Genomic DNA, 26,060 nt, shown 5'->3' on the forward strand with positions numbered 1-26,060 from the left:
TCTGCAGCCAATCGGTTGTTTATTCTTCGCCTTCTTCAAAAGGTGTCGCTAGTTCTTCTTCTTTGATTTCTTCTTCGATGGTTTCCTCAAAGCCAGACTCTTCAAAATCAGCTCCGCCCGTTGTCTCTATAGGAAGAGAGGGGCTAGGCTCTGGAGTTTCTGTTTTATTGTTTTCCATGTCGTCGGAGACTTCCAATTTTTGGATGGCAACCAGGTAATCGCCCTCTTTTAAGTTAGCTAATTTGACACCCTGGGTATTGCGTCCCATCACGCGCAGATCTTTCATGCTGATCCGCACCGTTTGGCCTTGAGCCGATATCATTACCATGCCATCTTCATCTTTCACACATAAGGCGCCCACCACATTTCCATTTCTTTCACTTGTGATGATCGAGCGTACGCCCACGCCTCCTCGGTTTGTTTGTCGGAAATCTTCCACGTTAGAACGCTTACCAAATCCATTTTCACACACGATTAAGATCGTTTCTGTGCCGTTGACAGCTTCACAGCCTACCACATAGTCGGTGTCATCCTTAAGGGTCACCCCTTTTACCCCGCGAGCGGTACGTCCCATGGGCCGCACTTTGCCTTGGTCAAACCGCACAGCCATTCCCAGGTAGGTGAAGAGCATGATTTGTTGCGCCTCAGAGACTAACCTTGCTGCCACGACTTCATCGCCTTCCACAATGTCTAGCGCCCAAATTCCTTTGCGCCTAGGGTGGCTAAACTCAGCAAGCCCTGTCTTTTTAACAATTCCTTTTTTAGTCGCCATGAGGATATAAGCCTGCTGTTCGAAATTGGAAACGCGCAAGACAGTTGCAATTTTCTCATCGGGGCGAATGTCTTCCAGAAGGTTGATTAAGGGCTTTCCTTTTGATTTTCGGCCTGTCTCCGGAATTTGCCAAACTTTTAGCCAATAGCAGCGGCCAAGGTTTGTGAAAATTAGCAGATGATCATGAGTCGAAGCGACGTAAAGTCCTTTAATGGCATCTTCTTCTCGCTTTAAGTGCATGCCGGCAATTCCTTGCCCGCCACGGCGTTGTTCCCGGAAAGTGTCGACTGGCATCCGTTTAATATAATCATCTTCGGAAATGGTGATAATGACAGATTCATTGGCAATTAAATCTTCCATGTTCACTTCGCTTTCAGCCGCCATAATTTGGGTTTTACGCCCTGTGCGATGGTGTTTTTGAATGTCTTGCAATTCATCTTGAATAATATCCCGCACCATCGCTTCGCTAGCAAGAACGGCACGGTAGTACTCGATTTTTTGCAAGAGCTCTCGGTATTCTTCGTTGATTTTTTCGTATTCTAAGCCAGTCAATTGATAAAGTTTGAGGTCTAGAACCGCATTGGCTTGCCTTTCTGTGAGATCAAACTGTTTAATCAGTTCATCGCGCGCTTCTTCGCGGTTATTGCTGGCTCGGATTATCCGAACCACATCGTCCATATGCTGGATGGCTTTTAGGTAGCCTTCTAGAATATGGGCGCGCGCTTCTGCTTTATTCAATTCAAAACGTGTTCGGCGGCGGACAACTTCAATGCGATGGTCAACCCAGGCTGCAATGAGTTGCTTGATGTTCATGATCTTTGGCAGGCCTTTATCTAAGGCCAACATGTTGCAACCAAAAGTGATTTGTAAGTCGCTATACTTAAATAGCTGGTTGAGGACCACCTCGGTGATTTCTCCCCGTTTTAGCTCAATTACAATGCGCATCCCATCTTTATCCGATTCATCGCGTAAATCAGAAATCCCGGTGATGGTTTTGGCGTTGATAAGATCGGCAATCTGTTCAATCAAGCGGGACTTGTTGACGTTGTAAGGAATCTCATCCACAATCAACCGTTGCCTATCGGGGTTTTCCTCATTTTCTTCCACGCGGATTACGGCGCGCAAAAGGAGCCGTCCACGCCCTGTGTGAAAGGCTTCTTTAATTCCACGGTAGCCGCAGATAATCCCTCCTGTGGGAAAATCAGGAGCTGGCATAACCTTCATGATTTCATCGATCGAGACGGCAGGATTTTGCAAGACCAGCAAGGTTGCTTGGATTAATTCATTGAGGTTGTGAGGGGGAATATTCGTCGCCATGCCCACCGCAATTCCAGAGGAACCGTTGCACAGCAAATTAGGAAATTTAGCAGGAAAAACAGTCGGCTCTTTTTTGGTCTCGTCATAGTTTGAAACCATTTCGACTGTGTTTTTATCTAAATCTTCCATGAGTTGCACGGAAGCATGCGTTAAGCGGGCTTCTGTATAACGCATCGCGGCGGGCTGGTCGCCGTCCACCGAGCCGAAGTTTCCTTGACCATCGATCAGGGGATAGCGCATGAGCCAACCTTGAGCCATGCGGACAAGGGTTGGGTAAATGACTTGCTCACCATGGGGGTGGTAGTCACCAGACGTATCACCTGAAATCTTGGCACATTTACGATGCTTTCCACCAGGACTTAAATTCAGTTGGCGCATGGCATAGAGAATTCGCCTCTGAGAGGGTTTCAAGCCATCGCGCGCATCCGGCAAAGCGCGGGCTATAATCACTGACATCGAATAGCGCAAATAGCTATCCTTCATTTCATCTTCAACATTACGAGGAACGACAATCTCGTTTTCAGTGTAAGACATTATTTCTCCTGGAATATAACCAATGATTAAACATCTAGATTTTTGACTGATAAAGCGTGCTGCTCAATAAAAGCACGCCGTGGCGGTACTGCTTCACCCATTAGCATTGTAAACATGTGGTCTGCAGCAACCATATCAGGCAGGGTAACGCGTACAAGAGTGCGCTGCTCAGGATCCATGGTGGTTTCCCAGAGTTGGTCGGCGTTCATTTCGCCCAAGCCTTTATAACGTTGGATCTCAATCCCTTTTCTTCCATTTTCACGAATGAAGGCCAACACTTCCCCAAGGGTGGAAAAAGGGGTGCTTTTTCCCCCATCTTCCACGATGTCCAATAAATGGCCGTCAGCGATGAGATAATGTTCGAAGTTAAACCCAAAAGAACTTAAGCGATCGAGCAAGCTCTGCAAGGAAGTCTCTTCGTATAACTCGATAAAATTAAAGCGGGTAGGGCGGAAGGTGCGCATCTCGTCTGTAATTTCAGACTCAGGAATAGAAGCCAAAGTTTCTTGGTGGCGAAGCTGCTGCTCTTCTTCATCTTGTTGCTTAAGGGATTCAAATTCTTGGATGGAATAAGCAAACTTAGAACCTCTTAACAGGTTGACTTGAAAGCGGGCGAGTTTTCCTTCTGCATTTTTTGAAGCTAAAAGTTCTCTAAAGGAGACGCCTTTGCGTTCAATCCGGGAGACAAAGGCTTCCATTTCCAGCAAGGTTTCGATGAGTTCTTGCATTCTTTCTGTCTGAAGTTCTGTCTCTTTTACTCTTATTTTAATATCGCTAACTCCCAGCTCGAGCAAATAGTCGTCCATTTCTTTCTCAGAACGGATATAACGGCTCGTCTTTTTACGAGTTACGCGGTAAAGAGGGGGTTGCGCAATATAAATGTGGTTATTCTCCACCAGTCCCGGCATGTGGCGATAAAAAAAGGTCAACAGTAGGGTGCGAATGTGAGAGCCGTCAACGTCAGCGTCCGTCATAATGATGATCTTATGGTAGCGCAGCTTTTCCACGTTAAACCCATCCCGCCCAATTCCACATCCCAGAGCTGCCACCATGGTGCCAACCTCTTGGTTTCCGAGAACTTTTTCTAAACGAGCTTTTTCCACGTTTAAAATTTTGCCGCGAATAGGAAGAATGGCTTGAAAACGGCGATCCCGTCCCGATTTGGCAGAGCCGCCCGCAGAGTCTCCCTCAACAATGTAAATTTCGCAGAGTGCCGGATTTTTTTCTTGGCAGTCTGTCAATTTACCTGGAAGGCGAGCACTATCGAGAGCCGACTTGCGCAAAGTGAGTTCGCGCGCTTTGCGCGCAGCTTCACGGGCTTGGGCCGCTAAAATGGCTTTGTCGGCGATAGCCCTTGAAATCGCAGGATTTTCTTCTAGATAGATGGCGAGTTCTTCTCCCACGATTTGTTGGACCACAGATCCTACATCGCTATTTCCTAAACGTTGTTTGGTTTGCCCTTCAAATTGGGGATTGGCAACTTTAACAGAAATAACAGCTGTTAAGCCTTCGCGCATATCCTCGCCAGTAATCGAATATTTATCGCTTTTGAGAAGGCCGTGATTCTTGATGTAGTTGTTAAGGACGCGCGTGAGGGCTGTCGAAAAACCTGTTAAGTGTGTTCCTCCACTGCGCGTGGCAATATTATTGACATAAGAATAAATATTTTCGTTGTAGCCATCATTCCACTGCATAGATCCTTCAAATTCAATAGGTCCGTCATCTCCTTGACGCGAGCCATGGAAGTAGATGGGAGTGGGGAAGAGGGGCTCTTTGTTTTCATTTAGGTAGGAAACAAAAGAGAGGAGTCCTCCGCTATAGCAAAAATTGACATCGTCTTTATTGGGATCCCGTTCATCGTGAAAATAAATATTAATCCCTTTATTTAAGAAGGCGAGTTCTCGCAAACGTTTGGCCAAGATGTCGTAGTCAAAGGAGGTGACTGTCATGACGGTTTCGTCGGGAAGAAAGGTAAGCTTTGTTCCTCGTTTCGTGGTTGTTCCCACTACCGAGAGAGGGCGAACAACTTGTCCCTTCGAAAACTCCATTTCATAGATAGAGCCTTGGTTGTAAACTTGAACCACCAATTTCTTGGAAAGGGCACACACGCAAGAAACGCCTACGCCGTGCAATCCTCCAGATACTTTATAGGTATCTTTATCAAATTTCCCCCCCGCATGTAAAATTGTCATCACGACTTCAAGAGCGGAGACGTCGCGACCTTGCTTAAGCGATTCTTTTTCATGTTTTTGGATGGGAATCCCCCGTCCATTATCTTCAATTGTCGCGGCACCGTCTTTGTGTAAGGTGACATAAATCGCGGAACAATAGCCAGCCATGGCTTCATCAATACAGTTGTCTACGGCTTCATAAACAAGTTGATGTAATCCATTGCTTGCTGTGTCGCCAATATACATACCGGGGCGTTCACGTACAGCTTGCAGTCCCTCTAAAACTGTGATAGAGCTTGCATCGTAAGCTTTTTGGGCTATTTTATTATCTTCTGAATTTAGCGTATCGTTAGCCATTCAACAACCTTGATAAATGATTTAGTCTCATGCTTAAGTGGAGCTCAGCCCATCCGAAACATAATTCCTTTGATCATGACTTTTGGAAACTTTTCTCTTAAAATTCGTAAAATTCTAGGCTTTTCATTTTGGTTTAGCAAACTGTACAAAGTAGAATTTTTGACTTTGACGACAAAAATGCCGTCAGAAAAAGAAACGGCCTGGGTCATTCCAGCTAGTTTAGGTCCGATTATACCTGGCCAAGCAGCAAGGACTAGGTCGGGATGTTCCTGATATTTTTCATGAATCCTTGCTAGGACAGCAGTTAAAACATCGCTAACTTGATGAGTCGTGACTTCAGTTCCGTCGTAGTCCTTTGGGATGCGCCGTGTGTTTTTTCTCACGATTTCCTCATGGTCAATATGAGCATTTAATATAGCATATCTTTATACCTGGATCAACACTTTATTTTCTCCTGGGGAACCAAGTCTGAGAATTGACTTTCGAGTGCTAGGACGGCGGCTCCAAGCAGGGAAGCCTTCCCTTGTGTGGCGGTTGCCACTACCTCTAACTCTTGCAAAGCCGCGGCTAGCGCGCGCATTTGGATGCCGGCCCGAATTTCTTCAAGGAAGTGGGGATAGCCAGATAAGATTCCTCCGCCAATAATCAGCCGTTTGGGATTTAAAATATTTACAATCGTGCTAGCACAAGCAATCAAAGCGTTAGAAGCGTCACGGATCACTTCCATGGCGATTGGATCGGCGTGCTTAGCGGCTTCAAAGACAAGGGCCGCATCAATGTTGTCTAAGTTTTGCTGGGCGAGTTCCAATAGAGGGGAAGGCTTGCCATATTCCTTTAGTTTTACTTTAGCTCTTTTGGCGATTGCCCATCCGCCGCTATAGGCTTCCACGCAGCCGTAATTTCCGCATGTACAAAGGGGACCGTTTAGATCTACTGTCATATGCCCAATTTCTCCGGCAGTATGAGTGCTCCCTGAGAAAATACGGTGATTAATCACTGCTCCACCTCCTACGCCAGTCCCTAAAAACATGCAAACAAAATTTGAGCAATTTTTCCCCGCTCCAAAAATCCATTCGCCGCGGGTAGCAGTGCGCACATCGTTATCTATATAAATAGGAAGTGGAGTGAAGTTTTCTAAGAGTTTTTTTAAAGGGGTGTTTTTGAAGGGGAGGTTAGGGGTTGAAAGGACAGTAGAGGCAGAGTGGATTTGGCCAGGAATTCCAATCCCTACTCCCATAACCGGCTCTGGAGCCTGACGGTGCAGGTTTTGGATGGTTGTTCCGATTTGATGCACAATAGCCTCTAAGCCTTCTTTTGCTGGGGTGAGAGATTTGGAATGAAAAAGAATAGAGCCTTCTGTATCCACTAAAGCTGCTTCAATCTTTGTGCCCCCCACGTCGATTCCAATTGTCCACTTTTTTAACCTCATAAAACCTCTTTAGATCAAATGTAAAATCTCTATTCAAAATGTTTCAGATGTTTTGCCAAAAGTAATTAATTATGATAAACTTTTAAATATTGTAATAAAACTTTGCTTTTTTTATGATTTGAGACGTAATGGCATGTTTCAAATTAACCAACATTCACTAGGCTTTCCTCTCAAGATCTTATGAAAAATTCTCTTTTAATCAAAAAAGTTTTGCAAGAAGTTTTGAATACTAAAACTTTTGAGCACTTGGATCCTTTTCGAAAGGAGGACGCCTGGGGTTGCTTAGCAGACCAGGAAAAAGAACAGCTGGCGTCGCTATTTGTGATGGAAGGTAAAGCGTTATTAAAAGAAGGCAAAAGAGAAGGGGAAGCTTCCCTGAAGCTGGCCACAGAAATCGCTCCTCAGTCTCCAAAAATTTATTATGAGCAAGGTTTGGCCTATGCAGCGCAGCATCATAATTTAAACGATCTAGTAGCCGCTTGCGCTGCATATAGCAAAGCTGTGGGGCTAGATCCTTTATTTTTTCTGGCTTGGCGTGCTTGGGGAGCTATTTTAGTAGAAATAGGGGTTTTTTATCAGGATACTTCCCATTTTGAACAAGCTGAAGAAAAATTTGAAAAAGCTTTACAGTCTTCCGAGGGATGTACCGAACATGAACTAGGGGCATTTTATTGGGAATGGGGGCTGTGTGGGGCGCAGCATGGTAAAATTTCGGGAGAAGCGATCGATTATCGAAATGCGATTGAAAAATTCACCAAGGCCGTTGAATTGGGAATGAATTATAAAGAATTTTGGAATGATTATGGAAATGCGATTGTGGATTTAGGCTATTTAGTTGGCCGTCAAGACATGTTTTTAGAAGCTGTCGAAATTTATCAAAAAGCTGTGCATAATCAAGCAGATTTTTTTCAAGGCTGGTTTAATCTAGCAAGCTGCCTTCAACATTTATTTGAAATTTCTGCGGACGAAGCTTTTTTTGAAGAGGCCCAAAAATGTTTTGAACAAGCCTCCGAAATTAATCCCGATCACCCTGTGCTTTGGTTTAAATGGGGGATGTTATTTTTATTTTCAGGCAAAAACCGCAAAGACCTCAATTTGCTTGCCCAAGCTTGTAACAAGTTTACCAAAGCGGATGAGTTAGATCCTAGCAATCCGCTTGTATTAAGCAAGCTAAGTGAAACTCTTGTGACGTTGGGATCTTTGACAGAAAATTTGGATCTTTTGCGGCGGGCAGAAGACAAAATTGCGCAAAGCGTGGAAATAGATTCGGAAAATTCTCATTACTGGGCTGTTTATGGGGAGTGCTTAAATGAGCTCGGCCATTATTTTAATGATGAAGTGTATTACATTCAGGCTATTGGCAAATTTCAGTATGCCTTATCGTTGAATCGCAGCAATCCTCTTTTCTGGTATGGTTTAGCCGTTTCCCACTTTTCCTTAGGAGAACTGAAGCAGGATAAGCATGTAATTGAGAAAGCTGTTCGCTTCTATTCTCGCGTGATTGAATTTACAGATACTCCTTTTCCCCAATTTTGGAATGATTGGGGTGTTGTTTTGATGAAGCTGGCCGAAATGACAAGCGATAAGCGGTATATTGAAGCTGCTATTGAAAAATTTGAACATGCCATTGAAATCTATGGAGACAATTATTCGCATGAGTCCCTAGATTTGGAGTTTTGGTACAACTACGGCTGTGCTTTGGATTTTCAGGGAGATTTTAATCAAGACGCAGCCTGTTATGAAAAGGCGATTCAAGTGCTAACTAAAATTATCCAAGTGCATCCTTCTTATGCGCATGCGCGCTACAATCTGGCGCTTGCCTATTCCCATTTGGGAGAACTTGTGGATGATTTTGAATTTTTTCAAAGAGCTGTGGAACACTTTGAAGTGCTTGTGGCTGAAAATCCTGAAGATGAAATGGCTTGGAACGATTTGGGATTGACGTTTGTCCACTGGGCGTTGCTGGTAGATGATGTTTCTACAGCCGATTCTAGTTCTGCCTTATATGAAAAAGCAGGGCAAGCTTTTACGCAAGCCATCGCTCTTGGTCATCTTCCTGTTTACTATAATTTATCCTGCCTCTATTCTTTAATAGGAAATCACGCTACCGCTTTGCATTACCTGCAAAAAGCAGAAGAAGTAGATGCGCTTCCTGAAATTGACGATATTATGCACGACGAATGGCTAGAAGGGCTTCGCCACACCGCAGCTTTTCGCAATTTTATCTCGCAATTGACCACCAAATTCCGCTTAGAAGAAAACGAAAAATAATGATACAGCTATCCCATGACAAAACCCTCAAGCTACCAAAGCTACCAGGAGCTTTGCAATCAAATCTGGTTACACAATAAAGCTTATTACGTGGATCATCGCCCTCTCATTAGCGATGAAGAATTCGATCATTTAATGCACCAGTTAGAGCAGGTGGAAAAAGAGCATCCCGAATGGGTCTCGCCTGCTTCCCCCTCTCAGCGAGTAGGAGAGATGCTTACAGAGGGGTTCCGAACGATCCCCCATCAAACTCCTATGCTTTCTTTAGCTAACACCTATAGCAAAGAGGAAGTGGAGGATTTTATTAAGCGAATTAAAAAATTAGCTCGCTTACAAGAAATCGCTTTTTCTTGCGAACTTAAAATGGATGGCATCGCTATTGCCGCTCATTTTGAAAAAGGGGTTTTTGTGCGAGGCATTACTCGAGGAGATGGAAGAAGAGGGGACGATATCACCCTTAATTTGCGAACAGTAGCCGCTTTCCCTTTACAATTAGTGGGCCCTTCTGTTCCAGATTTTCTGGAAGTCAGGGGAGAGATTTTCATGCCCAAACAAGTTTTTCAAAAGTTGAACGCGGAAAAAGAGCTAGAAGGGGAAGACCCTTGGGCCAATCCTAGAAATGCAGCAGCAGGTTCGTTAAAGCTTTTAGATCCTAACGAAACCCGCCGTAGAAAGCTAGACGTGGTCTTTTACGGGATCGCCCAGGGATCGCAAGGCGATTTGCCCAGCCAATTTGCTAGCCACGCTCTTTTAAAAAGTTATGGTTTACCTGTTTTAAACCAAATTGCCAAATGTCACACCTTAGAAGAGATCTGGGAATTTGTAGAAAAAGTCAGGCAATTGCGGTCAACTCTTCCCTTTGAGATTGACGGTGTCGTGATCAAACTCGACTCGTTGGCTGAGCAAAAACGGTTAGGCGTGACGGGGAAGAACCCTCGTTGGGCAGTCGCTTATAAATTTGCGGCGGAACAAGCCGAAACACACATTCATACCATCACTGTGCAGGTTGGCCGTACAGGGGTTTTAACCCCCGTCGCAGAACTTCAACCTGTTTTTCTGGCAGGAAGCAAGATTGCGCGGGCCACCTTGCATAATGAAGAAGAGGTTTTGCGCAAAGATATTCGAGAAGGCGATTCGGTTATTATTGAAAAAGGGGGAGATGTTATCCCTAAAGTGGTGGCGGTCAATTTCGAAAAACGCAAATTAGCTAGCATTCCTTGGAGTATGCCTACCCATTGCCCAAGTTGCGGAACGCCCATTGCTAGGTTGGATGAAGAAGTGGCGGTTAGATGCCCCAATAGCTTGTTTTGTCCAGAACAGCAATTACGCCGGCTAATCTTTTTTGCAGGGAAATCCGCCATGGATATTGAGCATATGGGCGAAAAAGTGGTAGAGCAGCTTGTGAGATTGAAATTTGTTAAAAAACCTTCCGATATCTATGCTTTGACTCGCGAGCAGCTTGCTCAGCTTGAAGGATTTAAAGCTAAATCAGTCGAAAATCTGTTTTCCAGTATTGAAAGGTCGAAAAATGTTTCTTTTCTCCGATTTATTATGGCTTTAGGAATTAAACATGTGGGAGAAGGGACAGCCGAATTACTCGCCAAGAGAACCGGTAATATCCACGCCCTTATGCGAATTTCGGCAGAAGAGCTTTTAAGTATCGAAGGTATTGGTGAAAAAGTGGCAGCTGCCGTGGTAGAGTATTTTGCGGACCCCTACAATCAAGAAGAGATCGCCCTCCTACTCCAGCGAGGAGTTTCGCCCCAAGAGGTTATATCCGTTTCTCATAAGGGTCATCCTTTCGGTTCGAAAACCTTCGTTTTAACCGGCACTTTAAAGCATTACACCCGCCCTACAGCGGCGACCTTAATTAAAGAACGGGGAGGCAAAGTGACCAATTCTGTGAGCCAAAAAACAGATTACGTCCTAGCAGGAGAAGATCCAGGATCCAAATTGGATAAAGCCAAATCCTTGCATTTAAAGATTCTTACCGAAGAAGAATTTCAAGCGCTGTTAGATTAATCTATTGTTGAAAATGTAGGAATAATGGCATGACTAAATAGACAGAGATTAATTGTGGAGGAAGAAAATCATGAGAAAGCTGTTAGCTTATGGATTGTGTCTTTTTCTTTTGACATCTTGTCATTCGTCAGACCGAAAGGCTGAAGCCCCACACCTTATCAAAAAAGCAAATGCGGTAGTGAATCCAACCCAGGGACATAAAACTTGGGGAAGTATCACTTTTACAGAAACTAAAGAGGGGGTGTTGATTGTCGCCAATATTCAAGGACTGCCCCCTGGAAAGCACGGATTTCACGTGCATGAATTTGGAGACTGCAGCGCTCCTGACGCCTCTTCAGCAGGAGGTCCTTATGAGCCCGCCCATCCTAAAACTAGAGCAGAAAATACCGAAAGATACATTAGCGATCTCGGAAATTTAGAAGCCAATGAAAAGGGGCACGCTTTTTATGAACGTTTGGATAGGGTGATTACTCTGAATGGCCCCAACAGTATTTTAGGTAAATCTGTTGTCATTCATCAGAATGAAGACGACTTTAAAATTCACCCTGCAGGCAGTTTGGGCAAGCGCATGGCTTGTGGATTGATTCTCCCGGTTGAGGAATAGCTTTCAAAAGGGGGATAAGGAAGCTTGAATGAAGGATTTTCGGCACTAAATTGTCGAATTCTTTCATTTCTCAAGACGCAGGCCGGGCATTTTCCCCATTTTGACACTTGCTAACGCATATAGCAAATCCTATACTTTTAACCTACCGCGCAGCCGTAAAAATTTTTGATGGCAAACTCTCCTCATTTTAGCTTGCCCATCAGGGAAACCCTCTAAGATTTTTGCTTTTCTTGCTTTTCTGTTTGATAGGTGAGGGTCACTTCCTTTTCAAGGAATTTCTTTGGGCCTATTCTGTGCTTAAGGCATTGTCCACCAAATTTATTACACCACGAATCCTCGAAGAGCGCGGTATGGATTCCGGATAGGATGGCGTCTTGCAATGAAACTTGCAATTTACAGCAAAAAATACTACCTTGTGCAGTAACTTTTTTAAATTTAGCCAGGAAAAACCTATGCTACCTATTGCAAATACTCACACAGAATTTAGGGAACATTCTTTATTTAGTGAATTGCCTAATGAATTAATGTTAAATATTGCAAAGTTTATTCCCTTTGGAGATTTAGGCCAATTATGCCTTGCTTCCCGAAACTGGCACCAAATAAAAGAAGAGGCTTTTAAAGAAAGGTTCCGCTATTTGTTCGTCTATACCTCACGCCAGCTCTATCATTTATTAGGATGTGCTGACGGAAATGGAAGCATGCAGCAAAAGATTCCTCTTCTTTTCCAGGAGCTTAAATCTTCCAGCCGTTATTTTCCTCACTCGCGGCATGTTTATTATCCAAACACACAAAAAATAAATTTGGAAGCTACGCTTTTAAATTGCGAACATTGGACTAATGAGGAATTTTTAAACTTTTTTTCTCAAAAAAAAGTATATGAAACTCCTTTGGTTTGCACTGTTATCACTAATTTTTTCTTCAAAACTCGCTCTTCAAGGCGTCACCAGCGCTTTGCTCAGACATCGCCTAGGTTAGGTCATTATAGCTTCGCCTCTCTTATAGAAGCTATCCAGCATAAACAACCCACAATAGTAAGGTTAATTTTAAATCTAATTCCTCCATCCTTTGCCCTTCAAAATTCTTATCCCTTCCTCTCCTCCTCTAATATCAGGCTCACTGAGAAGGTACCAATTTTACAACCACCCCGCCGTTTGAATTCATTTTACGAGCCAGAGCCTGTCAGCTTGGAGGCTTTATTGGGAATAGGAAAACCTGTTCTTGAGCATGCTATGCATGAAGCGGTGCAAGGAGGGCTTTTAGGCGTTGTAAACCTTTTGTTAAGTTGGGCAGTTGCATCTATAACGCCTTCAGTTTCCCTAAAACATAAAGAGACAATAAACAGGCACATTCTAACTTGTATTGAAATTGTAGTTTTAACGGCTTTAAGCAAAGGGTATCTTGACATTGCAAAATTGATGTTCTCTAGGCTTAAGAAAATCCCTTACTTTGGGGATAAAGCTTTCTTCTTGGCTACAGAAAGAGGCTATTTTGAAATTGTGCAATTGCTAGTAGATAAAGGTGTGGATATACATAAAGCTAACCCAGACGGAAAAACACCTGTGCTCTTGGCTACAGAAAGAGGCTATTTCGAAATTGTGCAATTGCTAGTAGATAAAGGTGCAGATATACATAAAGCTAACCCAGGCGGAAAAGCACCTTTGCTCTTGGCCGCAGAAAAAGGTCATTTTAAGATTGTACAATTGCTATTAGAAAAAGGGGGTGATATGCATAAAGCTACCCCAGATGGAAAAACACCTTTACTCTTGGCTGCAGAAAGGGGCTATATCGAGATTGTGCAATTGCTATTAGAAAAAGGGGCTGATATGCATGAAGCTACCCCAAACAGGAAAACAGCCTTGCTATTGGCCGTAGAGAATGCTCATCTCAAAATGGTCGAATTCCTTCTTGGAAGGCATGCAGATATCAACAAGCCTACTTTAAAGGGAAAGACTCCCTTGCATAAAGCTGTTAAAAAAGGAAATGAGCCGATTGTCGAATTGCTAGTAGAAAAAAATGCCAATATGGAAGCAGAAACTCAGAAGGGTGAAACGGCTTTGCTTCTTGCAGCAAAAATAGGAAATGAGCAAGCGGCGCAATTTCTACTAAATAGAAAAGTTAATATTGAAGCTTGTAATCAAAACAAAGAAACCGCTTTGCATCTAGCCACGGATAAAGGCTTTCAAAGCATGGTCGAATTACTAGGACAATATAAAGCGAAAATTAATGCAAAAACCAATCAGGGGATGACACCTTTGCATCTAGTCGTAAAAAATGGAAATTTAAAAATTGGAGATACGCTGCTAAAACAAGGAGCTGAAGTCAATGCTATGACTCTTTCTGGGAGAACACCTTTGCATTTAGCAGTAAAAAAGGGAAAGTTAGAGATGGTAGATTGGCTATTGAAGCAAGGAGCCGATGTTGAAGCAGCCACAAATTCAGGAAAGACCCCTTTGCACCTAGCTGCTAAAGGTAACAGCTGGTCTATTGTAACACTATTACTAAAGAAGCAAGCAGAAGTAAATAAAAAAACTAAGGAAGGACAAACACCCTTACATTTTGCCGTGCAAAATCCAAAGAAGCGGGTTGCCGAGGTATTATTAAACAATGGAGCCCGGATCAATGCCATTAATGAAAAAGGAGAGACCCCATTGCATCTGGCTATAAAAAGTGGCAAGCAAGCGTCCATAAATTTATTATTAGTAAAAAAAGCAAAAGTGAATATAGCCAACGAAGCAGGAGAGACACCCTTGCATGTTGCTGCTACTAAGAGTGACGCAAAAAACATAGATTTACTCCTAGCACATAAAGCCCAGATCAATGCCAGAAGCAAAGGTGGCAAAACACCGCTATGGGTAGCGATAGAGCACTCAAATTTTTCAGCCGTTAGCATCTTATTGAATAACCAAGCTGATTTTTCTTTAGCTTGTAACGAAATTACCCCCCTACACTTAGCTGCCTGTAAAGAAGATTACAGAATTCTCAATCTTTTTCTCGATAAGCTTATCCAAAATGATCCGCAGCTTAATTTGTTAGACTCAGTAGGAAATACTCCCTTGCATATCGCTGCACTTATGGGAAACCAGAAGAATTCCTTCGAAAAACTTTTAAAGAAAGGTGCTAAAATAAACATTCCCAATAAAAGAGGCCAGACCCCTGCGCATATCGCTGTCTCCAAAATAGGGAAAGAAGCCATTAATCTTTTCAAGCAATACTCTGTTGACTTAGACTTGGAAGACTTGAGCGGTAACACTCTTTTACATGCTGCAGTTTCAGAGGGCAAATTGTCTGTTGCGCAAGCCCTAATAACGGCTGGAGCTAAAATAAATCTCTTAAATGAAATGGGAAATAGTCCTTTACACATTGCGGCTCATTTCAAAAACTTAAAGGTCTTTGAAACACTTTTAAAAATGGGAGCTACCCTAAATATTCAAAATAAAAAAGGGCAGACCCCTGCGCATATCGCTATCTCCACAATGGGGATAGAAGCCATCAATCTTTTCAGGCAATACTCTATTAATTTAGACTTGGAAGATTTGAGCGGCAATAGTCTTTTACATCTCGCAGTTTCAGAGGGCAACTTACCCGTTGCGCAAGCCTTGCTAGCGGGCGGAGCTAAAATAAATCTCTTAAATGAAATGGGGAATAGTCCTTTACACATTGCGGCTTATTTCAAAAACTTAAAGGTCTTTGAAATGCTTTTAAAGAAAGGCGCTAAAATAAATACGCACAATAAAAAAGGGCAGACCCCAGCGCATATCGCCATCTCTGCAATGGGAGAAGAAGCCATAAAACTTTTTGTGCAATACCATATTCCTTTAAACATTGAAGGCTTGGACGGTAATACTCCTTTGCATGCCGCAGCTTTAGAGGGCAACTTGCCCGCTGTGCAAGCCCTACTAGCAGCTGGAGCTGAGATAAACCTCTTAAACAAACAGGGCAAAACTCCCTTAAATTTAGCTCAAGCGCAAAAACACCTGGAGGTTGAAAAGGTATTTCAAGAAGCTTTAGCTGTCCCCACCTTACCTATAAGGGCGAGAAAAAGGAAGAAAGCTTTAACTTCTTCGGAAACTTTGCCTAAAAAATCTCGCCCAGCTAGGGCTAATTTATCCACAGAATTTGCGTCTCCTTCGGCCCATGAGGAAACGCTTCAAATTTCTCATGCCGGTTCAAATGCGACTACCGCTTGCAAGAGAAAAAGAAAGGTCCAGGCAGAAAAGACAAAAAGCCAGGAAAGACCAAAGAAAAAATTACGTAAAGAAGACTAGCTCTCTTACATAACTCTAAATAAGTTTTAAATAGCTAAGCTTTTTTTTGATTTGTAGCTAAGTAAATCTACTTAAATATTTATGGCAGGTATGTTGGCATACATTGTGCAAACAGACACTTATTTTCTTTGAGCCCTGTTTTGCGATAGCTACTAGAGAAAACTGATAATCGTCCCTTTCTTGATGCCTTAGCGAGTGGGCCTGTTTTCAGTATAGGGAAGCTTTTCCCCAATATAAGCTTTTTAATGCACTCAACAGATAAAGAGGAAAGACGGCTTTAAAATTTTCAATCTGCAGGTAATGGGGGAAACCACATGAGTTGCGAATGAGCTTTTCTATTGAAAAATAATTTTCAAAAGAGGGGGTAAGGAAGTTTGAAGGAAGGATTTTCGGCGCTAAATTGTCGAATTCCTTCGTTTCTCAAGACACAGGCTGGGCATTTTTGACATCCAAGTTTTGCAATTCCCTCATAACAGGTAATCGTTTCATTTAAGAGGAATTCTAAAACGCCCATTTCATTTGCTAATTCGAGTGTTTTCTTTTTACTCATATCGACTAAAGGTGTTTCAATCGTGAATAATTCATCGTCTAAGTCTAATCTTAAAAGGGCTTGTTTAAGGTCCATATAGGAGCGGGTGCAATCCCGATAGCCGCTATGATTTCCTTCCACGCCAATAATTCCCATATAAATGCAATGAGCTCCTAATTTATGGGCATGGATGGCACCTAACTGCGCCATCAAGCCATTTCTTCCTACGACAAGCGTATTAGGTGGAGCGCCATTTCCCCCTTCAATCGGTAAAGAGGCATCCGTTAAAGCATTCGTGGTAATTTCCTTTAAGCAGGGAATAGATAAAACCACGTGATCCACATTCCAAACTTGGCAGATTTTTTTAGCTTGTTCTAATTCACTCGAGTGCCTTTGATCATAGATAAAAGAGATACTAAGCACATTTTCTACCGAGAAACGGCGAATAGCTAAGGCTAAACAAATACTTGAATCCATCCCTCCAGAGTGAATGACCACGGCTTTTTTTTGTAGTTTCATGGCTATTGCGAGCTATTGCAATGCTCTAGATTTAACATCTGCGTGGAAAAATCTAGAGCCTCTGCTTATGATTTATGCTAAAAAATTAAATACTAGCCTAGTATCCTATCCTAGCCGATTGAAAAAGTCAAGCCCTAGGGTTACAGCAAACGTGGCAAAAACAGGTAATTTAACCGTGGTCCATCCATAAAGCTTATGCATAACGTTGCAGAAGGTCAACACGATGATGGCGGGGTAACAGACAGAAACGATCGGATGGATAATCGACATCAACTGACTAAATCCTAAATTTGCAAAAATGGTTGTCCAAAGCATTATCAGGATAATGGCAAAAGAATAGGAGATTTGGAGCTGGGAAAATTCTTTTTGTAAGACTTCCGCAAAAGTCACCCCCAAGCTGATGACAGTAGTTAAGCAAGCTAAAGCGACAGCAAGCGTAGCAATATCTCCTTGAAAAGGGCCTAAGAGGTGAAAACAAAGCGTGCTCAAAAGAGACTCAGGAGGAACATCATTGATGACTGGGCTATGCAGCGCAGCTACTAAACTGAGTCCTACGTAAATGAGGCCCAAGAATAGGCCTCCTAAACATCCGGCTGCAATAGTGGTTTGTTTGACGAGGCGAGAATCTTGAATATCGGTAGTTTGAAATTGTTCCCGAAGGAGCTTCCAAACAGTAAAAGCGAAGAAGATAGAGGCAATCAGGTCCATCGTATCATATCCTACTAAAAGCCCGTTCCCAAAAGGCTTTAAAGGATTTTGAGTAAAAGAGGGCAGATCTCTCGGCGAAGAGTTCATTCCCTGATAAATAATCAAAGCCAAGGAGCCTAGAAGCACAGGGCTTAAAAAGCCACCAAGTAAGGACAAAATGGTGTCCCGTTTAACAGTGCAGGCTAAAGCCACAATTCCAAATAAAATGCTAAAACTAAATAAAGAAAGTTCAGGAAAATAGGGCTGAAAAGAGGCATAAGTCAATACGACGCAACGCGGCATCACGGCGAATGGACCGAGTAGGCCTGCGCAGACAAGCATGAGTAAATAGCCAGGAATTCTCCCCGTGCGTGAAAAAAAGGCTTTGTAATCGCCTTTATAGAGTATAGTGCCAAATAAACCAAACAAGGGGCCGCCAATGGAAGTTAAAAGTAGACCAGGTAATGCAGCAAAAATTTGATCGCCGGCCATTTGGCCTAAAACTAAAGGAAAAACAACATTTCCGGCGCCAAAAAACATGGAAAAAATAGCCAAACCCGTCATCCAGGTAGTCCGGCTGAAAAAAACATTCATATTATCCTATCTTAAATAAAGTGAATCAAAATCCTATTTCTCAAAGGCATAAACATGCTTGAGTTTTCATGTGTCAAAAAAAAAGAAGTGGGTGGAATAAAAGGATATGTGCCCTAAGGCACGACGAAAAAGACGACAGAAGCGACCAAAGCAGCGCGCAAAAAGGATAAACTGTGGATTAGGTTGCTAAACATCGTATGTGACCTTGCTTTGCCTGTCATTTCACCATAATGGGGAATTTATGTCACTAAATAATTGGAGGGACTAATATTTAATTGAGCTTTTCTCTTTTTTCTAGTTTTGTTACGTTTTATACAGAAGCAGACAGAAAAAAGGAAAGTAATATGCATAAGTGGATTGGGGGAATCATTGATCGCCTATGCGTTGTATGCGGAGCGCTGCTATTTTCTCAAATTCCGTCGTTCATTCAACAATATAGCCAACGTCTGGCTGGCCATGTGGCCGAACTTAAAATTCAGACAACAGCCCTTGCCCAAGCCGCTCATCTCTCTGGGAAAACGATTGACCAATTAATCGCTAAATTTTTAGCGAGCGGGGATCCAGATTTTATTCGGCAGGGAGAACTGATGCAACATACCTTTGTTCGTTTTCATCATTTAAGCACTGCTCTAGCCCATCTTCAAGAAAGCAATGCCTTTAGCCGACCCTTCATTTTCTTTTCCCAACTCGATCCGGCAATTGCGGAAGGAACATTCAAGGATTTTGCCTTTGGAGTGAGTTTAACGATAGAAGGTGGAATATATGCGTTGGGGGGAATGATCATTGGAGCGCTTTCTTATCGGCTTCTGTCCTTCTGTGGCCGTTTTTTGAAAAATCTCGGTTTGTTTGTATGGCAAGCCATTTCACCAACCAAAAACTCTTAAAGGCATAGGCTTTAACCCTTTTACAGCTTTCGGAGATCTCTTTTTTAATGACTCCTAGGAGACATCTTAAAAGAACTCTGATTTAACGCAAGCCGGCTTTTTTTGCTGTAGGCAAAGCTAAGCTTTATTGAAAAAGGCCTTATTTCTGTTAAAAATTTTGCTTTTCCAACCATACTAACAAGAGAAGGTTCAAAATGGTTGGTTGATTCAGTAGTTACTAAATAATAATTTTAGGAGAAGTTTTCTTGGCAAAATCCCAGATATCTAACCAGCCATCGCTACTGCATACAGCGAATTTGCGCTCGCTGTAAAAGGTTCCTGCTAGGTTAAAATTATAATCAGGAAAACCTTCGGGCCTATTAGGATAGACGCAGCCGTGCGTCTTGTATGCTTCCGAAGTATTCCTAAATCCAAGCAATCCATATACTTCTGGTATCCCAACAAAACGTTCTTTCTCGAGGTAAATTTGTCGAATTGCACTACAAGAGCAAATAGCTTCCACAATACTAGCACCATTATCTGGATTATATAAAATGATATCGCCTGAATTAAATCCCACAGCTAATTGTTCACCGTTATACTCTAAAGCGGTGATAACTTTTCTCACGGTTCTTCGAATTTTATCTATACAAATAGGTTTCAATTCCCCTGCAAATACAGTTTTACCGGTATCTGCGTCCCACACCTTACATGAGCGTAAAAGACCATCCTCGCCTAAAACAATCACACGCTTTTTATCAAAACGCACAAGATGCTTAGACAGAAGAAACGGGATACCGCCTTCCAACATAGTGAAAGAAGCCTTTTGAGAGTTGTCTTCTGCATGGCTATTAAAAAAATAAAAAGACCCATCCATACATTGAATCAAAGCCTGGTGATTGCGATAAATAAGAGATTGAATTGCAGAAGGAAAAGAAATGGACTCGCAAAATATCGACCCATTTTCTGCATTTACAATCACAAATTGTTTACGATGGGGCCAAACTAACAAGAGAAAATTTTGGTCAAAATAAGCTTCCTCAAAGTTTTTTAAACAGGCAATGGGTTGGAATGGGCGCTCTTCTGCCATATTCCAACGATAGAGATGACCTTGAGGCGTGAGCTGCATGATATGTTCATCGTAGCAATGAATTAAAAGAGAATTTTCATCTTTGCAATTATTGAAGACGAGCTGGCAGCTGTCCTTTTCAAGGCGATATAATTGGCCAGAGCCTTGATTTATTTTTATAAAGACGAATTTATTTTCGACTGTCAAATCACAGGTTTCAGGAGTAACAAATTCGAGCAATTTATAAGTGGTATGTTTGAAAGCATCCTTGATCTTTTTGCCTTTGTTGGCTCGCACTTTTTTTGTTGTTTCATGCCTTTTTTTAACAATTTGCTTCCAGTTTTTTCCAAATTTAATCTTTTCGGAATGAGCTATTTTTTTCCAGCGCCGAAGACAGCGTTTTTTCCATAGAGAAGAGTCCTCAGTTAAATGTTTTAAGCTCTTACAAACCAGACCAGCAATGACAAGCTCTGACGGATTTAATTTGCAGAGAATGCGTAATTTCAACTCAAACGGTAAGGATGTAAAATTGCTGGGTGTAAAAACTGCCATCATAATCTTCCGCTTTTGCCATTTTCAAAAGTTTGAGGAAGATGCGGTATAGTTTTCCCCATTCTTTTTCCTACCCATAAACGTGAGGGGGAATGAAACTCACCATCGAGGAGGCCTCTTCTTTTACAGTCTTAACTTGGAGACATGATTGTCCTTCCCTGATTTTCTACAAACCCTATATTTTTTCAAAGTAGGGCTTCCTTTTTTCCACTTTGCTTCCTGCCTTTCAGGCTTAGATTGTTTTATCCTAAATAACTGAATTGATAGCTAGCATTTTTAATCCATTCAAGAATTTGCTTCCAAGATAGGATTTCCACAGAAATCTTCTCTGTATCATCCAAGTTTTGGCCCCTATGCCTCAAATCATGGGCTGCATAGATAAACATTTTTTCATCGCGTATCCCCGGGCTGCTATAAAAAGAAGTTAAGAAAGAAATTTGCGAAGCTTGATAGCCAGTCTCCTCAGCGAGTTTCCGATAGGCAGTTTCTAGCGGCGATTCTTTAGGCTCTACAATAACGGCAGGAAGCTCCCACAAGATTTTTCCTACAATAATCCGAGCATTCCAAATCATGATCATATGTGATGCGCCTACAATGGGCAAGATGACCATGGTTCCCGGATGAATAATCGCCTCACATGTGACCAATTTCCCGCATTTGTCCGCTATTCCAGCATGGCATACCGAAAATCTCTTACCTATATAAACCGCTTCGATATGGGGAATTTCCATAAAAGTGTGGGAGGAGATCCGTGCATGCGGTTTCCTTTTAAATTAACACATCCTTTACCTAGTTGAAGCTTGGGTTTTCCATCGAGCTTCAGTTTCTTTTAGCTCAGCTGGCAGGCCATTTTCTGCGAAAAATGCTGCTAGAATACTTTGATTTCCTGCACTCTTCCAAACTTCATGACACCTTCCTATACATACAAAGTTTGTATGCTAAAAACTCCAGCCCTCTTAACATACCCATTTTTTTAAAATAAAAATAAATAATTTACTAACCTTTAAATTTTATAATAAATAATTGATAAAAAGTGAAATAATTGTATAATTAAAATTATTAGTTTATCTTTTTATTTGCCAATATTGAGGCTTTTTATGGGGCAGGTCATAGAAACGGATTTATATGGGCTTTTATCCTCCATCCTTTTCTTTTTCTACCTGACCACCTGGGTTCACGGCTTTAATTGCGCGACTTGTCATAGAAAGGAAACTCCCCCGATTCAAGCATTTCTCCTTTGCATACTAATAATTTTACTCCCACGCTTTCGGCCAAGGCTGCACTTAGTGGCAAAGCAACGGGGAATTAGACGAGCTGAAAGAGCTTTAAGTGAGATTAAGAGTCACATTCATAAATAAATTATCAGACGTAATTAATAATAAACCGTCTACTTACAGGAGACCCTTATGGCTAATATCGGACCCCATGATAGCTCCCCAAAAATACAGGGGTCTTCACAACCTGAAGACACTCAACAGCCTGAAAAGGGATTAAACAAATCAGAAAGCGATTCTCTTATTACAAGAGCTAGTACCCTATCTAATGCGATCTTACACAATCCCGTCACAGCGTCTTCTCCTTCAGGAAAAGCAGAGGAAAAAGAAACCCAAAGAGATTTTCATTATTCTGCAGATACAAAAGGTCCTTCTATTCCTAAGATAGATAATGCAGCAGACACTCGATTGAAAAGACAACGAAGCTCCTCAACAAATGAAAAAAGAGTGGTTAAAGAAGGATATGTGAGTTCCAGTACTGCTTCAAAAAGAGGGCGCCCTCTTTCTCAAGAAATTCGGAAAAAACAATCGCCTTCTACTCGTAAACAAAGCCTTGGTCCAAAAAAAACCGAAAAAGAAGGGGAGGAAGAAGAAGCAGAGATGGAATTGCCGGTTGAAAGAACAAAAGCCTTTAAACCTCAAAAGCTTTTTACTTTGTTTGGAGAGCGAGAAAGAGAAGTGATTATGAATGGACGCGAATTTATTCCTGAATTTGTAAAAGTTCTTTCGGAATCCAAAGAGTTTCTCTCTATACAATTGAGTAGGCTAATAACTGAAATGGATAATTATAACAACAGGATGGATAAGACAGGGGAGATTATGCCAGAGCTTATCCAAATGCATGCTCAGGCTCGTCTTCTTCTTTATTTCCATATGGCGGTTATTTACTGGGGATCAAAGTGTGAGGTCGATTGGGTTCCAGCCCAAAAGCAATTATATACAGGTTCAGAACTTAGTGAAACAGAAGCATGTCATCACTCGCTTTTTGCCGAAATGAATGACACTTATCTCTTTCAGCTTAAACAGGAATTAATACAAGCTATACGCAACAAGAGAGAGGATAGACGGGAGGAAATACCTTCGGTTTTGCTTGACAAGCTAGAGGAAGTAAATCTGCCAAGAAAAAGGATTACAGACTTAGCCGAAATGATTATTTCGGAGAAAAAATCTATTGAGGGGGAAATACAAAATATATGGGCTCAAACCTTTCCTCTTAGTGCCTCTATTCAAGGTATTAAAGAGGAGCTAAGAAATATCCTAAAAAGTAATGGCGCTGCCATACCAGCCGAGTTATCTCGAGAACTTAAAAAAATAGGAATCCCCAATACAGCTCTTAGAAATCTAACCCAAGCCATAAGAGAAAGAAAAACCCCTGTTAATAGGGGAGTAGACCTTTTATTTGATCAATGGGCTTTGCCAGCCTTACTTAACCCAAAGACTCAATTTTATTATTTGAATCACCATACTCTAGTTGCACCCTCAGCATTAAATCGAGTAGATGATTTCATTGAAAATCAAGTGAGGGTAGAGGCAATAAAAACGCTAAGGAAGATTTCTCATCTAGAATTGAGTCCTATTTCGGGTACCTTAGAGGTGGGTAGACGGATTGAAAAGCAGTTGCGCGATTGCTTAGAGCTTTCAAAAGAAAAAACTTTTCTGGTAGGAAAATTGGAAAAAGATTTGGGAGAATTAGCTAGGCTTATCGATAGCTTCCAAACCCCAAGCCAGCTACCTTTCTTTAGAAAAATGGATGATTTAATGAGAGTAAAGAGCATCGTTGAAGGTGTTCAACCAGATTTAGAGAGGTTAAAATTTATTCATTCTTCTTCTTCAATCGTGCATTTAATGGATCCAACAGAAGAATTGGACGCTATAAATACCATGTCAGAAAACTTGCAATCTATTCATATTATTTTAGCATCTATAATACCTGAAGAAATTGAAGAGGCTTACAAAACTTATAAAGAATCTCCTTTTTTCCACGCTTATGAAAAAATAAAGAAGCTAAAATCGCAGATTAAACAAAATATTCAAAAAAAGAGCGGGATCACTGGAATTTTAGAGGAAACCAAACTCACTAGGAGTGAAGAAATGATAAAAATGAGGGTTGAAGATGCTCTACAAATTGATCTTGGCCATTTAATTTCTGATAAAAAATTCGATAAGGTGGAGGAATTAAGAAACGAGTTGGAAACAAAGGATCCCGAGATTTATGGAGAAGTTAAAGCTCTTTTAAAAGATGAAGAGTATTCAATTTTTTGGGATGTCGTTTTTAAAATGACAAGTAAGGAGCAGCTCGAAAAAGAAAAGAAAAATTTAGAAGGTGAGGAAATAGATGCCAAACAACGTATAAGTGAGCTCCGAAATTTAAAAGAACCCGATCCTTCTAACTTAAAGTCAGAGTATTCGGCAATTGTAGAGTCAATTTTAGCGCCAAACCCCCAAAAGGCTTTTGAGAAAGTTTTAAAAGGGTATCCTATCCCTTATCAAAAACTCGCATTGACTCAAAACATCCTATCTGCGCAGCTGAATGCTACTGTGAATCTTATTGAGCAATTAAAACCCTCAGATCTAGAACTCTTAAATCGCCATATGTATGAATATAGGAGTTTATCAAAGCTTTTACTTCGCTCTGTTGATTCAGTAGTTACTAAATAATAATTTTAGGAGAAGTTTTCTTGGCAAAATCCCAGATATCTAACCAGCCATCCCTGCTGCATACAGCGAATTTGCGCTCGTTATAAAAGGTTCCTGCTAGGTTAAAATTATAATCAGGAAAACCTTCGGGCCTATTAGGATAGACGCAGCCGTGTGTCTTGTATGCTTCCGAAGTATTCCTAAATATAAGTCTTCCGAATATTTCTGGTATTCCAACAAAACGCTCTTTTTCGAGGTAAATTTGCCGAATTGCACTAAAAAAGCAAATAGCTTCCACAATACTAGCACCATTATCTGGATTATATAAAATGATATCGCCCGAATTAAATCCCACAGCGAATTGTTCACCGTTATACTCTAAAGCTGTTATAATTTTTCTTTGCATCCCGCGCATTTTATCTAAATAAATAGGTTTCAATTCCCCTGCAAATACAGTTTTACCGGTATCTGCGTCCCACACCTTACATGAGCGTAAAAGGCCATCCTCGCCTAAAACAATCACACGCTTTTTATCAAAACGCACAAGATGCTTAGACAGAGGAAACGGGATACCGCCTTCCAACATAGTAAAAGAAGCCTTTTGAGAGCTGTCTTCTGCATGGCTATTAAAAAAATAAAAAGACCCATCCATACATTGAATCAAAGCCTGGTGATTGCGATAAATAAGAGATTGAATTGCAGAAGGAAAAGAAATGGATTCGCAAAATATCGTCCCATTTTCTGCGTTTACAATCACAAATTGTTTACGATGGGGCCAAACTAACAAGAGAAAATTTTGGTCAAAATAAGCTTCCTCAAAGTTTTTTAAACAGGCAATGGGTCGCAATGGGCGCTCTTCTGCCATATTCCAACGATAGAGATGTCCTTGAGGCGTGAGCTGCATGATATGTTCATCGTAGCAATGAATTAAAAGAGAATTTTCATCTTTGCAATTATTGAAGACGAGCTGGCAGCTGTCCTTTTCAAGGCGATATAATTGACTAGAGCCTTGATTTATTTTTATAAAGACGAATTTATTTTCGACTGTCAAATCACAGGTTTCAGGAGTAACAAATTCGGGCAATTTATAAGTGGTATGTTTGAAAGCATCCTTGATCTTTTCGCCTTTGTTGGCTCGCACCTTTTTTGTTGTTTCATGCCTTTTTTTAACAATTTGCTTCCAGTTTTTTCCAAATTTGATATTTTCTGAGCAGCTTATTTTTTTCCAGCTTCGAAGAAAATGATGTTTCCATACTGAAGAGTGGTCAGTTAAATTTTTTAAATTCTTACAAACTAAACCAGCAATTAAAAGATCTTTCGGGTTTAATTCTTGAAGAATTTGTAATTGTAACTCACATGGTAAGGATAAGAAATCACGATTTATAGAAACTGTCATAATAAACTTCCATTTTTTGTAACGTCCAAAAAATTATAAAGATTTTTTATTGTTTTTTTCTAGTTTATTTTTTCTTCAATAAAGAGGATTTGGGATGAAATTCACAATCCCCTAAGAGGTTCTCTTCTTTTATAGTCCTATTTTAGAGGCTAGATATCTTTTCTTCATTTCCTGAAATCCTATATTTTTTCACAGTTG

15 protein-coding genes are annotated in these 26,060 nt (G+C 41.3%); 6 read left to right on the forward strand and 9 right to left on the reverse strand.

Features of this window, described 5'->3' with window-relative positions; all coding sequences use genetic code 11:
- Positions 1 to 19: 19 nt before the first annotated feature.
- From gyrA to PARA125_RS05020, 4 genes are read right to left on the reverse strand one after another with little or no spacing between them, the layout of a single operon-like run.
- The gene (gene gyrA, locus PARA125_RS05005; protein ID WP_213157635.1) at positions 20 to 2,623 is read right to left on the reverse strand and encodes a DNA topoisomerase (ATP-hydrolyzing) subunit A; all 2,604 of its coding nucleotides are present in this window, start codon (positions 2,621 to 2,623) and stop codon (positions 20 to 22) included.
- A gap of 26 nt (positions 2,624 to 2,649) precedes the next feature.
- Positions 2,650 to 5,151 (reverse strand): DNA topoisomerase (ATP-hydrolyzing) subunit B, encoded by a 2,502-nt coding sequence (gene gyrB, locus PARA125_RS05010; RefSeq protein WP_213157636.1) that lies wholly within the window; start codon positions 5,149 to 5,151, stop codon positions 2,650 to 2,652.
- Between the two features lie 44 nt (positions 5,152 to 5,195).
- The gene (locus PARA125_RS09785) at positions 5,196 to 5,534 is read right to left on the reverse strand and encodes a DciA family protein (RefSeq protein ID WP_213157637.1); all 339 of its coding nucleotides are present in this window, start codon (positions 5,532 to 5,534) and stop codon (positions 5,196 to 5,198) included.
- A 53-nt stretch (positions 5,535 to 5,587) separates the two neighbouring features.
- Positions 5,588 to 6,580: an ROK family protein gene (locus PARA125_RS05020; protein ID WP_213157638.1), complete on the reverse strand. Its 993-nt coding sequence runs from the start codon at positions 6,578 to 6,580 to the stop codon at positions 5,588 to 5,590.
- A 180-nt stretch (positions 6,581 to 6,760) separates the two neighbouring features.
- Between PARA125_RS05020 and PARA125_RS05025 the strand changes: the two genes are divergently transcribed.
- The 4 genes from PARA125_RS05025 (at position 6,761) to PARA125_RS05040 (ending at position 15,742) form a co-directional block, all read left to right on the forward strand.
- On the forward strand, positions 6,761 to 8,851 hold the full coding sequence (locus PARA125_RS05025; protein WP_213157639.1) for a tetratricopeptide repeat protein: 2,091 nt from the start codon (positions 6,761 to 6,763) through the stop codon (positions 8,849 to 8,851).
- A gap of 15 nt (positions 8,852 to 8,866) precedes the next feature.
- Positions 8,867 to 10,873, forward strand: coding sequence for an NAD-dependent DNA ligase LigA (gene ligA, locus PARA125_RS05030; RefSeq protein WP_213157640.1), 2,007 nt, complete (start codon positions 8,867 to 8,869; stop codon positions 10,871 to 10,873).
- Between the two features lie 70 nt (positions 10,874 to 10,943).
- Entirely contained in the window at positions 10,944 to 11,477 is a 534-nt protein-coding gene (locus tag PARA125_RS05035) for a superoxide dismutase family protein (RefSeq protein WP_213157641.1), read from the forward strand.
- Between the two features lie 452 nt (positions 11,478 to 11,929).
- Positions 11,930 to 15,742: an ankyrin repeat domain-containing protein gene (locus PARA125_RS05040; RefSeq protein ID WP_213157642.1), complete on the forward strand. Its 3,813-nt coding sequence runs from the start codon at positions 11,930 to 11,932 to the stop codon at positions 15,740 to 15,742.
- Between the two features lie 352 nt (positions 15,743 to 16,094).
- Here PARA125_RS05040 and queC read toward each other — a convergent pair whose 3' ends face one another.
- Together queC and PARA125_RS05050 are read right to left on the reverse strand one after the other, a co-directional pair.
- Complete coding sequence (gene queC / locus PARA125_RS05045; RefSeq protein WP_213157643.1) at positions 16,095 to 16,790, reverse strand: 7-cyano-7-deazaguanine synthase QueC; 696 nt, start codon at positions 16,788 to 16,790, stop codon at positions 16,095 to 16,097.
- Between the two features lie 105 nt (positions 16,791 to 16,895).
- Complete coding sequence (locus PARA125_RS05050; protein ID WP_213157644.1) at positions 16,896 to 18,071, reverse strand: branched-chain amino acid transport system II carrier protein; 1,176 nt, start codon at positions 18,069 to 18,071, stop codon at positions 16,896 to 16,898.
- A 344-nt stretch (positions 18,072 to 18,415) separates the two neighbouring features.
- Between PARA125_RS05050 and PARA125_RS05055 the strand changes: the two genes are divergently transcribed.
- The gene (locus tag PARA125_RS05055) at positions 18,416 to 18,955 is read left to right on the forward strand and encodes a DUF2937 family protein (RefSeq protein WP_213157645.1); all 540 of its coding nucleotides are present in this window, start codon (positions 18,416 to 18,418) and stop codon (positions 18,953 to 18,955) included.
- A 217-nt stretch (positions 18,956 to 19,172) separates the two neighbouring features.
- Here the strand turns inward: PARA125_RS05055 and PARA125_RS05060 are convergent, their stop codons facing one another.
- Together PARA125_RS05060 and PARA125_RS05065 are read right to left on the reverse strand one after the other, a co-directional pair.
- Positions 19,173 to 20,558 (reverse strand): F-box protein, encoded by a 1,386-nt coding sequence (locus tag PARA125_RS05060; protein WP_213157646.1) that lies wholly within the window; start codon positions 20,556 to 20,558, stop codon positions 19,173 to 19,175.
- 239 nt (positions 20,559 to 20,797) lie between these two features.
- Complete coding sequence (locus tag PARA125_RS05065) at positions 20,798 to 21,286, reverse strand: NUDIX hydrolase (protein WP_213157647.1); 489 nt, start codon at positions 21,284 to 21,286, stop codon at positions 20,798 to 20,800.
- 675 nt (positions 21,287 to 21,961) lie between these two features.
- On the opposite strand from PARA125_RS05065, the gene PARA125_RS05070 reads away from it, so the two are divergent.
- Complete coding sequence (locus PARA125_RS05070) at positions 21,962 to 24,487, forward strand: hypothetical protein (RefSeq protein WP_213157648.1); 2,526 nt, start codon at positions 21,962 to 21,964, stop codon at positions 24,485 to 24,487.
- Here the strand turns inward: PARA125_RS05070 and PARA125_RS05075 are convergent.
- Positions 24,480 to 25,862 (reverse strand): F-box protein, encoded by a 1,383-nt coding sequence (locus PARA125_RS05075; RefSeq protein WP_213157649.1) that lies wholly within the window; start codon positions 25,860 to 25,862, stop codon positions 24,480 to 24,482. The genes PARA125_RS05070 and PARA125_RS05075 overlap by 8 nt on opposite strands.
- Positions 25,863 to 26,060 lie beyond the last annotated feature (198 nt).

The sequence above is a fragment of the Parachlamydia sp. AcF125 genome, assembly GCF_018342475.1.
Classification (GTDB): Bacteria; Chlamydiota; Chlamydiia; order Chlamydiales; family Parachlamydiaceae; genus Parachlamydia.